At 57.3% G+C, this 9,349-nt stretch carries 9 protein-coding genes and 1 pseudogene; 3 read left to right on the top strand and 7 right to left on the bottom strand.

Annotation, left to right across the window (positions count from 1 at the left end):
- Positions 1-827: glycoside hydrolase family 3 C-terminal domain-containing protein (locus AB4043_RS05815; RefSeq protein ID WP_442306656.1), on the top strand; the 827-nt coding region annotated here is incomplete at its 5' end.
- 35 nt (positions 828-862) lie between these two features.
- Here the strand turns inward: AB4043_RS05815 and msrA are convergent.
- From msrA to AB4043_RS05785, 6 genes are all read right to left on the bottom strand, one after another.
- Positions 863-1,366: a peptide-methionine (S)-S-oxide reductase MsrA gene (gene msrA, locus AB4043_RS05810; RefSeq protein ID WP_442299840.1), complete on the bottom strand. Its 504-nt coding sequence runs from the start codon at positions 1,364-1,366 to the stop codon at positions 863-865.
- Between the two features lie 2 nt (positions 1,367-1,368).
- Positions 1,369-1,821, bottom strand: coding sequence for a peptide-methionine (R)-S-oxide reductase MsrB (msrB, locus tag AB4043_RS05805; protein ID WP_442299839.1), 453 nt, complete (start codon positions 1,819-1,821; stop codon positions 1,369-1,371).
- A 107-nt stretch (positions 1,822-1,928) separates the two neighbouring features.
- Positions 1,929-2,576 (bottom strand): HD domain-containing protein, encoded by a 648-nt coding sequence (locus AB4043_RS05800; protein WP_442306655.1) that lies wholly within the window; start codon positions 2,574-2,576, stop codon positions 1,929-1,931.
- Positions 2,577-2,757: 181 nt separating this feature from the next.
- Positions 2,758-3,201, bottom strand: a complete 444-nt coding sequence (locus AB4043_RS05795) for a DoxX family membrane protein (RefSeq protein ID WP_442299837.1) — start codon at positions 3,199-3,201, stop codon at positions 2,758-2,760.
- Between the two features lie 76 nt (positions 3,202-3,277).
- Entirely contained in the window at positions 3,278-3,658 is a 381-nt protein-coding gene (locus tag AB4043_RS05790) for a cupin domain-containing protein (protein ID WP_442299836.1), read from the bottom strand.
- Between the two features lie 10 nt (positions 3,659-3,668).
- Positions 3,669-4,133 carry a carboxymuconolactone decarboxylase family protein gene (locus tag AB4043_RS05785; RefSeq protein ID WP_442299835.1) on the bottom strand — a complete coding sequence of 155 codons (465 nt, stop codon included), beginning with the start codon at positions 4,131-4,133 and terminating at the stop codon, positions 3,669-3,671.
- 107 nt (positions 4,134-4,240) lie between these two features.
- On the opposite strand from AB4043_RS05785, the gene pdxR reads away from it, so the two are divergent.
- Entirely contained in the window at positions 4,241-5,728 is a 1,488-nt protein-coding gene (gene pdxR, locus AB4043_RS05780) for a MocR-like pyridoxine biosynthesis transcription factor PdxR (RefSeq protein WP_442299834.1), read from the top strand.
- 150 nt (positions 5,729-5,878) lie between these two features.
- A complete protein-coding gene (locus tag AB4043_RS05775) occupies positions 5,879-8,494 on the top strand; it encodes an FAD-binding and (Fe-S)-binding domain-containing protein (protein ID WP_442306654.1) in 2,616 nt (871 codons plus the stop codon).
- Between the two features lie 150 nt (positions 8,495-8,644).
- On the opposite strand, the pseudogene AB4043_RS05770 reads toward AB4043_RS05775, so the two are convergent.
- Positions 8,645-9,349 (bottom strand): annotated as a pseudogene (locus AB4043_RS05770) (hypothetical protein); the annotation flags it as partial.

Here is a 9,349-nt window from a genome sequence, read left to right as displayed (position 1 = left end):
AGGCAATAAGCCTTGCGAAGCAGGCAGACGTTGTCATTCTCTGCCTTGGGACGAACGCTCGAGTCGAGGCGGAAGGCCGTGATCGCCGTAATCTGGACCTCGCCGGATATCAGGAAAATCTACTCGAGGCTGTGTTTGCTGCAAACCCTAAGACGGCTGTTGTGCTGATGAATGCTGGGCCTATCGCATCAACATGGGCGCAAGATCATGTGCCGGCGATCCTGGAGGCTTGGTATCCAGGTGAGTTCGGCGGGACAGCGATCGCCCGGGCTCTCTTTGGAATTGATAATCCGGGAGGGCATCTGCCGTATACGGTCTACGCCAGTCTCGACGGTGTCCCTCCGCAGAACGAATACGACGTTTCGAAGGGCTACACCTATATGTACTTCAAGGGGGTTCCTTTGTATCCGTTCGGACACGGATTGAGCTATACCCGCTTCGAGTTCACGGGTCTCAAGATTTCTCCTGAGCCTGTGGCGCAGAGTGGGAAGATATCCATTTCCTTTGACGTTCAGAACACGGGTGAGTTAACTGGCAGCGAAGTGCCACAACTGTATACGCATCAGCGGATCAGCACGGTGGCTCAGCCGATCAGGTCTTTGCGGGCATTTGAACGTATCGAGTTGAAGGCAGGGGAGAAGCGTCACGTGGAGTTCATGGTGCCGGTAAAAGATCTCGCCTACTACGACGTCACACGTCACGACTTCATGGTCGAACCGGGCACATTCGATGTGATGATTGGTGCCTCCTCAGATGACATCCGGCTGCGTGGAAGCGTGCGGGTGGGACCGACGGGCAACGCGCCGAAGAGTTCCGTGAAGAACTGACTCTTCGGCGCAATTGCCGCCGGCGTTCATGCACCTCAGGCTGCGCGGTGAGGAAGTATCCAATCCGGCCGGATGAAATGGCAGGTATATCCATTCGGGATACGTTCCAGGTAATCCTGGTGCTCCGGTTCAGCCTCCCAGAAAGGACCTGCGGGAGCGACCTCCGTCACAACCTTTCCTGGCCAGAGGCCGGAGGCATTCACGTCAGCGATGGTGTCCTCGGCAATTCGCTTCTGTTCCTCCGAGGTGTAGAAGATAGCGGAACGGTAGCTGGCGCCGATATCGTTGCCTTGACGATTGCGYGTCGTGGGGTCGTGAATCTGGAAGAAGAACTCGAGCAGCTTCCGGTAGCTCATCTTGGCGGGGTCGAAGATAATTTCGATAGCTTCTGCGTGGCTGCCGTGATTCCGATAGGTGGCATTGGGGACATCACCACCGGAATAGCCCACACGGGATGAAATGACGCCGGGATAGCGGCGCAGCAGGTCCTGCATGCCCCAGAAGCATCCGCCGGCGAGAATCGCAGTCTCTTGGCTCATGGTTATTTTTGCTCCTTTTCGAACAGCTTCAGGTAGTCGCCGTAGCCTTCGCTCTCGAGCTCGTCTACAGGGATAAAACGCAGCGAGGCTGAGTTAATGCAATAGCGAAGCCCGCCTTGGTCAACAGGACCGTCGTCGAAGACATGGCCGAGGTGACTGTCCGCATGTGTAGAACGCACCTCGGTGCGAACCATGCCGTGAGTGCTGTCTGTGAACTCCTCGACGTGATCACTCTCCAATGGCTTGGTAAAGCTGGGCCACCCGCAGTGGCTGTCAAACTTGTCGAGCGAGGAAAAGAGCGGCTCGCCGGAGACGATGTCGACATAGATCCCGGGCTCGTCATGATCCCAAAATTCGTTTTGAAATGGCCGCTCGGTTCCGCTTTCCTGGGTTATGTGGAACTGCTGAGGCGTCAGACTTGCAACGGCTTCGGGGTCTTTCGTGTAATTTGCCATTGTTTCGGTTTACCTGTCCTTCTCCATATTTGATTGAGGAATCTGCGAGTTGGTTACAAGTGACGACTTTAAATTAGCTGACGTCTTTTGCGGGTCTCCGTGAGGGCCTATCGTGCGATCTCGGCGAGCATTCCAGTGTAGAAATCCTGCAATTTTGCGTGGCGCTCTTCTGCCAGCCGTTTGCCGGTAGGCGTTTGAAAACCTTCACATAGGGTGAGCAATTTCTTCGGAAAATGATCGAGTGCAAAACGCTTGTCATCCGCGAGCCTGTCGAGCGGCTCTGGCTGGTTCGGATGGTAGAGCGCGGAGCCCATACGCCCGGCGGTATAGAAGCAGCGCGCGATTCCGACGTATCCAATCGCATCGAGGCGGTCAGCATCCTGGAGGATGCTTCCTTCCAGACTGGTAGGCGCCACACCCGCCGAGTAGCTGTGACTCTCGATCGCGCCGGCGACGACATCGGTCCTGTCCGGTTGCCACTGGAGCAGCTTGAGAGCCGTCCGGGCCTGATCTGCGGCCAGCGCGGCAGCGCGAGAACGGAGAGGGGAATCTTTCGGGACCTGGACACAGTCATGGAGCAGTACCGCGGCGGCGAGTATCTCCAGATCACCGCCCTCTACCGCCTGGATGACCTTGGCGTTCCGCCAGACACGTTGAAGGTGAGACAGATCGTGGGCTCCGTCCTCGGCCGATGGGAGGTAGCTCTCAAGCTGGAGGAMGAGCTCGTCGTGGGGGTGGAAGGATTCCTGGATCATGGTTTCTACCCTTGATGTTAGCTCTAGAAGCGATGCTGATCAGATAAGACCGAAAGTGCAGAGATGCCACGGGCATTTTCGTGTTGACTCGTGATAAGAACGTGAGTGGGGTCGGGAGACGCCGAGATGGTATCTCCGGGCCAAGGGCCGGCCTCGGGAATCGGGGCCGGTCCGACGGACATCATGACGTGATGCTGTCCAGGCTGAGCCTATATTCGTCGCAGGTCGAAAGCAGAAATGCGCCGGCGGATGCCGAAAAGACCGAATAGCTCAACGGCGGCTCTAGTCCGAGTCCGTAGATCATCGACAAGCCGAAGACAAGAAGCAGCACGCCGCTGAGAAAGGATGCGATCCGTGTCTGCCATCCCACGATAAGAGCGATGCCGAATACGGTCTCCGCGATGGTTGCGATCCAGGCTAATGCAGGCACTGAAGAGGCGGGTATCATCGAGGTCAGCTTCTGGGTGTAGGTGATGAAGTGAGAGAAGTCGCCCCATCCCACGTTTCCCGTTCCCAACGGTCCCCATAGACCAAAGCGATCCGCAACGGCGGAGAGAAATGCTGTCCCAAGCGCCAGACGCAGAAAAACGGTATAGACGTCCTTCGCCTGCCACTTCCTGTCCATCTCACTCCCTCCGAAATAAAGATGATTCGATAAAACTGTTGGCAGCACCCGGATCTCTCCAGGTGCTGAGGATGATCTACTTGACGAGAGTAGAGGTGGGTGCGCCCTTGTCCGTCACGAAGAAGACTATGAACTTCGCAGGAGCCGTGGTGCTGGCGTTCTTACTGACGAGGTGAATGTCCCCTGGCGCTTCATAGAAGCTCTGCCCGGCTGTAAGCGTCATCTGCTTTCCATCTTTTACCTGCATCACCACCGAGCCTTCCATGACATAGACGAAGACGTCGGCGTTGTGCCGATGTACCGCGGTGGATCCGCCGGGCGGGTAATTGACGATGATCATCCTGCCTTCCTTGCCTGGAAGATCCGGCAGGTCTTTGGAGAGCAGGGGAGTTACCTTGGCCTCCTGTGCCGCCAGCGTGCCTGCCATAAGACATAAGAAGATGAGTGCTTTCTTCATGATTTCCTCTCTACTTGTGTGCGCCGGGTTGATACTCCCCGGGAATATAGCGGAAGCCTATGGCGATGCGGTTCCATCCATTGATGGTAATAATCGCCAGGGTGATGTTGACGAGCTCTTCCGGAGAGAAGTACTGCTTGACTCGCTCGTAGACTTCGTCGGGGGCATGTCCGTCCGTGATCAGTGTCAGAGCCTCTGTCCATTCCAGGGCGGCGCGCTCGCGATCGGTGAAGAACGGAGCCTCTCTCCAGGCTGAAAGTGTATAGAGTCGCTGCTCGCTCTCGCCCTGCGCACGCGCATCCTTCGAATGCATATCGAGGCAGAAGGCGCATCCGTTGATCTGGGAGGCACGCATCTTGATCAGTTCAAGGAGCGACGGTTCCAGCTTTGACGCCTTACTGAGAAATGCTTCCAGGCCAAGCATCGCGTTGTAGCCCGCGGGGGAGGTTTTCTGCGCGTCCAGTCGTGATTGCATCTCGTTGATCTTCCTTTCCCTTTCAGAATAGAGCGCGACGGACCATCAGAAAGGTCCATAATCGAAACGTTGAGTAGTCCACTTTTGAGACAGGATATGCAGCGACGATGCCGAAGAAGGAGACATTCCAGGATCTGGCCCTGACTGCACCCAAAGGCGAGCAGGAGCTGTGGCGTTGGCTTTACACCGAGCTTCGCGCCGCAATCCTCAGCGGCAGACTGAAACCCGGAGCCAGACTTCCATCCACGCGCAGCCTGGCAAAGCAACATAGCCTCTCGCGGGGGACGGTCGTCGCTGCCTTCGATCAATTGCTGTCGGAGGGATACATACGAACCCAGGTCAGCTCCGGAACTTATGTCGCCCCCATCATGCCGGACCAGTCGCTGCAGCCCAGCCGCGGCCGCTCCGCTCTAACGCTGCCGGCCTCCAAAGCGACGCTGTCGAAGCGCGCCCGCGCGATGATTCACGGAATTGATGTTCTGGCTCCGTCCCACTCGGTGGGTAAGGCTTTCCGATCCTACGAACCAGCGATCGATCTCTTCCCGGTGGAACTGTGGTCGCGGGTTGCGTCAAGAGTGCTTAGACACGCGCCGCGGTCGCTCTACGGGCACGGGGCTGCCGCCGGTTATCAGCCCCTGCGGCGGGCAATCGCGGAATATATTGGCGGGGCGCGCGGCGTCCGTTGTGTGCCGGAGCAGATCATTGTTACCGCAGGGGCGCAACAAGCATTGGATCTGGTGGTGCGCCTTCTGCTGGACCCGGGCGATCATGTCTGGATGGAAGATCCCGGCTATTCGGGAACCACGCAGACCCTGCGTGCGGCCGGAGCGAAGATTATTCCGGTGCCTGTCGATCAGGATGGTCTCGACGTAAAAGCCGCACGCAAGCTGTCGCCGAGGGCGAGGTTGGCATACGTCACTCCAGCGAATCAGTTTCCCCTGGGCGTCACCATGTCTGCCGATCGCCGCTTGGAGCTCTTGAACTGGGCAGCGAATGCCGGCGCCTGGATTGTGGAGGACGACTATGACGGTGAGTACCGCTATCACGGACGCCCGGTTGCCGCACTGCAAAGTCTGGATCACTCCGGTTCGGTCATTTATATCGGCACCTTCACGAAGATGCTGTTTAATGCACTTCGTGTGGGTTTCATGGTGGTGCCGGAGCGATTGGTAAACGCATTCGAAGCCGCGCGCAGTTTTGTCGATCGCCATCCTCCAACACTTGACCAAGCGGTTCTTGCCGAGTTCATTACGGAGGGACATTTCGGCCTTCATGTGCGAAAGATGCGCCAGATCTACCTGGAACGTTTATCCGTCCTTAAGGAGGCAGCCCAAAAACATCTCAATGGTCTGCTGGCTATCGAGGACGCCGCGGCAGGTATGAGAACCATAGGCTGGTTGCCGGCCGGGGCATCCGACAGACTGGCGGCGAAGCAGGCGAGCATGCTTGGACTCGAGGTGGGCGCGCTCTCGGCGTTCGCAATCAGGAAGAAACCAAAGCCTGGCCTGATTCTTGGATTTGCCGGCTGTACTCCAAACGAGCTTCGCAGAGGCGTCTCTGTACTATCGACTGCTCTCACCAGCACTCGACAGTAGGGTCAACCCACGAACCATGGAGAAACCTGGCTGCAGGTAGTCTGATATTCTTGCTTGCTTGTAGCGCTTCGTAACCATCATCGTTGAGGTTCGTAGGCACTCTTTATGCAGAAAGCTTCATCGTCTTTCGTCGTTCTACCGCAGGAACCGATGGCCCTACCGCACCCGCATGAGTTCTTCCGCGATGCCCGGCGGTTGGAAGAGCGTCTACGGCAGGTAGTGCAAGGGGAGGTTCGCTTCGATGAGGCCTCTCGGGCACTGTACGCTACGGATGCATCCAACTATCGCCAGGTTCCCATCGGTCTCGTTGTCCCTCGTACCATGGACGATGTGATTGCTACGGTAGGGGTCTGCCGGGAGTTCGGCGCTCCCGTACTGTCACGTGGAGGCGGTACCAGCCTTGCCGGTCAGTGCTGCAACGTGGCGGTCGTGCTCGATTTTTCGAAGTACCTGCGAAACATCACATGGCTCGATCCGAGCCGGCGTCTCGCACATGTAGAGCCAGGTATCGTGCTCGACGCACTTCGAAATGAAGCGGAAAAGCATGAGCTTACCTTTGCGCCGGACCCCGCGACTCATAGCCGCTGTACGCTCGGCGGCATGATCGGCAATAACTCCTGCGGTGTGCACGCTCTTATGGGCGGCAAGACCGTCGACAACATCGAGAAACTCGACATCCTGCTCTACGACGGCACGCGGATGACCGTTGGGCGCACGAGTGAAGAGGAGCTGGCAGCCATCATTGCAGCCGGTGGCAGGAAAGGGCAGATCTACGCCGGACTCAAACTTCTACGTGATCGATACTCGCAACTTATTCGCGAGCGATATCCCGACATCCCTCGCCGCGTCTCGGGCTACAACCTCGATCAGCTTCTTCCCGAGAACGGATTCAATGTGGCACGTGCTCTCGTAGGGAGCGAGGGAACCTGTGTCACGGTTCTGGGTGCGACCTGCGAGCTCAAGGCAAGTCCCCAGCACCGCCGTCTGGTTGTCCTGGGTTTCAAGGATGCTTTTCTGGCTGCTGATCATGTTCCGCTTGTACTCCGCCACAGCCCGATCGGACTTGAAGGATTCGATGGCATGCTGGTGGATTACATGCTGCGCAAGAATCTCGCCGTGGATGACGTTACGCTTCTGCCTCCTGGGCGCGGATTTCTGCTGTGTGAGTTTGGGGCGAACTCTCCGCAGGAGGTAGAGAGCATCATTGACCGGTTCGTAGAAGACGCGAAGTCTTACCCTGAACAGCCCAGTGTCGATCGCTATTCTCCCGCCGAAGCCGCCCGGGTTTGGAAGGTGCGCGAATCAGCTTTGGGTGCCACTGTCTTCGTTCCTGGCGAGCGGCATAGGTGGGAGGGCTGGGAAGATTCTGCGGTCCCGCCCGAGAAACTGGGCCAATATCTTCGCGACCTGTTACATCTGATCAACTCCTACGGTTACAGCACCCCAATCTATGGACACTTCGGGCAGGGCTGCGTTCACATGCGCATCACCTTCGACTTCAGTAGTGTGCAGGGCGTAGCGAGCTTCCGTCGATTTCTTGAAGAAGCGGCAGAGATCTGCTTGAAGTATGGCGGGTCCTTCTCCGGTGAACATGGCGACGGCCAGGCGCGCGGCTTCCTGCTTCCGAAGATGTTTGGTCCTGAACTGATGGAGGCATTCCGCGAATTCAAAGCGTTATGGGACCCCACAAATGCCATGAACCCGGGAAAGATGATCGATCCCGTTCGGGTCTACGACGCCACGGAAAATCAACGCATTGGGCCAGCGTACTCACCCGCGACGCCGAAGACATGGTTTACCTATCCCGGCGACAACGGACTCTTTAGCGCAGCGACCACCCGGTGCGTAGGTGTAGGAGCGTGCCGCAAGGTCGATCAGGGAACAATGTGCCCGTCGTACATGGCAACCCGTGAAGAGAAGCATTCCACACGTGGCCGGGCGCACTTGCTTTTCGAAATGCTTGAGGGGACAACGATCAAAGACAGATGGCTGAACGAAGAAGTGCGTGACGCCCTCGACCTTTGCCTCTCCTGCAAGGCTTGCAAGACCGAATGCCCGGTAAACGTTGACATGGCTACGTGGAAGGCAGAGTTTCTTGCCCACTACTATGGCCATCATAACCATCCCATGCAGCATTATGCCTTCGGCTTCATGGACCGTTGGGCCCGGTTCGCTTCGTTAGCGCCGCGTCTCGCGAACCTGCCCGGCAAGATCGGGGTTACGTCCTCCTTCATGCGCCGTCTTCTACACATTGCCCCGCAACGCAAAATCCCTCAGTTTGCCCCAAGAGACTTCCGTAGGGAGTGGAATACTCGTCACGGATGGAAGCCGGCAAACGCGCAGGCGGACGTTATGTTGTGGCCCGATACCTGGAATAACTACTTCCACCCAGATGTGCTCCACGCTGCGCATCGCGTGCTGGAGCAGGCGGGAGCTCCCGTCACCGTTCCGCAACATCACGTCTGCTGCGGACGTCCTCTTTACGACTTTGGTTTTCTTGACGCTGCGAAGAGCTACCTGAGTCAGATCCTCGACACCTTCGCGCATCAAATCATGGCAGGCATTTCGGTGGTCATGCTGGAACCGAGCTGTGCCAGTGTCTTTCGTGATGAGCTTCTGAACTTCTTTCCGGACGATCCGCGTGCACAGCGGCTCGCGAAACAGACGGTGATGCTAAGCCAGTATCTGAGCACTACGATGTCTCTCAGGCGCTCGCCGAACGAGTTCTGCTTCCCGCTGTCCGATCTGCCCGCCCAGAAGATGTAATCGTCGCGAACGGATTTTCCTGCCGAGAGGCTGTGGAACAGAATAGCTCGCGACGAGCCGTTCACCTGTCACAGGTGCTCGCGGGCGAAGTTTAGCAATTGGGCATTCCTGTACGCATTCCACGTGACCTTAGCAGGCTTGCCGGCGCAGCTATTTCGCGCAAAATGGGTTATGGGCGCTGGGCAGCGTCAGGACATTGATCGACAGGGGTTGGAGAATAGCTTTGCCCTTTTGGAATTTCTTTCCCTGCAGGTGTGGCACTGTGCCGTCCTGACCGACCTTCAGTTCCTGCCCATTGAGAAGAACTGTCTTACTCAGCAGATCGGGTGACGTGAGAGTGTATCGGCCGCCGTCGATCGGCACTTGTATCGTTTGTGCATTTGTCTTGCTTAGGTTCAGTAAAAGGACGGAGACACCTCCGGGCGAATCCTTCATGCACTGTGCGTATGTGCGCAGCTCTGAAGTTTGGGGAAGGCCGGGATCAAGAGAACGTGTCCCCATCGTTTGCTTCCATAGCAGGGAAGCCCAATAGTTGGGACGCGGTTCGTAAGTTTCCTCATCGATCATGCCGTAGTCGCTGCTCGCGAGCGTGTTGTACATAATCGACTTGACGCCGCTCTGTGCCAGGGTTCCGAACTGATCCAGAAGTCTGAAGCTGTCAACGAACTCTGCCGCCCAGGTATCACCGCCGCAGGAAGCTTCTCCCGTCTCGGTGAGCCACATCGGTTTACCGGGAAGGAATTTGTCGCGAAGCTCGGTGAAGTAGGCATGCGCCACCTTGCCGCGGTCGAGCCAATCCTGCGTCAGAAGCTCCTTGATCTCTGTGCCTTCGTCGCGAGCGCAGCGATGCGATCG

Source organism: Terriglobus sp. YAF25 (assembly GCF_052113305.1).
Classification (GTDB): domain Bacteria; phylum Acidobacteriota; class Terriglobia; order Terriglobales; family Acidobacteriaceae; genus Terriglobus.
The sequence above is the reverse complement of the archived record's forward strand: the minus strand, read 5'-3'. Positions and strand labels throughout refer to the sequence as shown.